This is a genomic window from Paenibacillus maysiensis, from assembly GCF_000520815.1.
Classification (GTDB): Bacteria; Bacillota; Bacilli; order Paenibacillales; family Paenibacillaceae; genus Paenibacillus; species Paenibacillus maysiensis.
Window position 1 is genome coordinate 1 of the sequence record NZ_ASRY01000063.1, and the last position, 399, is coordinate 399.

Here is a 399-nt window from a genome sequence, read left to right on the forward strand (position 1 = left end):
CGGGCATCAGGGCAACGCCCTCGGTAATCCGCGCCACCATGCCGCCTTCCTGGTCAATGGATATAAAAAGCGGTGGCGTCCCGCCCTCCAGAGCCGCACGCTGCAGCGACGCCGTCAGCCGCGCCACCTGCTCCGGCGACTCCACATTGCGGGCGAAATATATAATTCCTCCGATTTTGCCGGTTGCGACAAGCTCCCGGACCTCATCCGTCAGGGCAGTTCCTTCAAAGCCGCACATTAACATTTGGCCGATTTTGTCCGCTAGGCTCATGCCAGCGAGGATCGCATCGGGATCATCCCCCGGTCCCGCAGTATTGCGCAAATCCATATTCACCGCCGCTCCTCCCTTAGCTTCAATAATATCGTTCAGTCTCAATTATTAATATTGCTCAGTCTTTG

At 56.6% G+C, this 399-nt stretch carries 1 protein-coding gene; it reads right to left on the reverse strand.

Annotated elements, in window-relative coordinates; genetic code table 11:
- Window positions 1-328, reverse strand: a 328-nt coding sequence (locus L696_RS28220) for a glycoside hydrolase family 3 N-terminal domain-containing protein (protein WP_280740115.1), incomplete at its 3' end; no start/stop codon positions are given.
- Window positions 329-399: the final 71 nt, after the last annotated feature.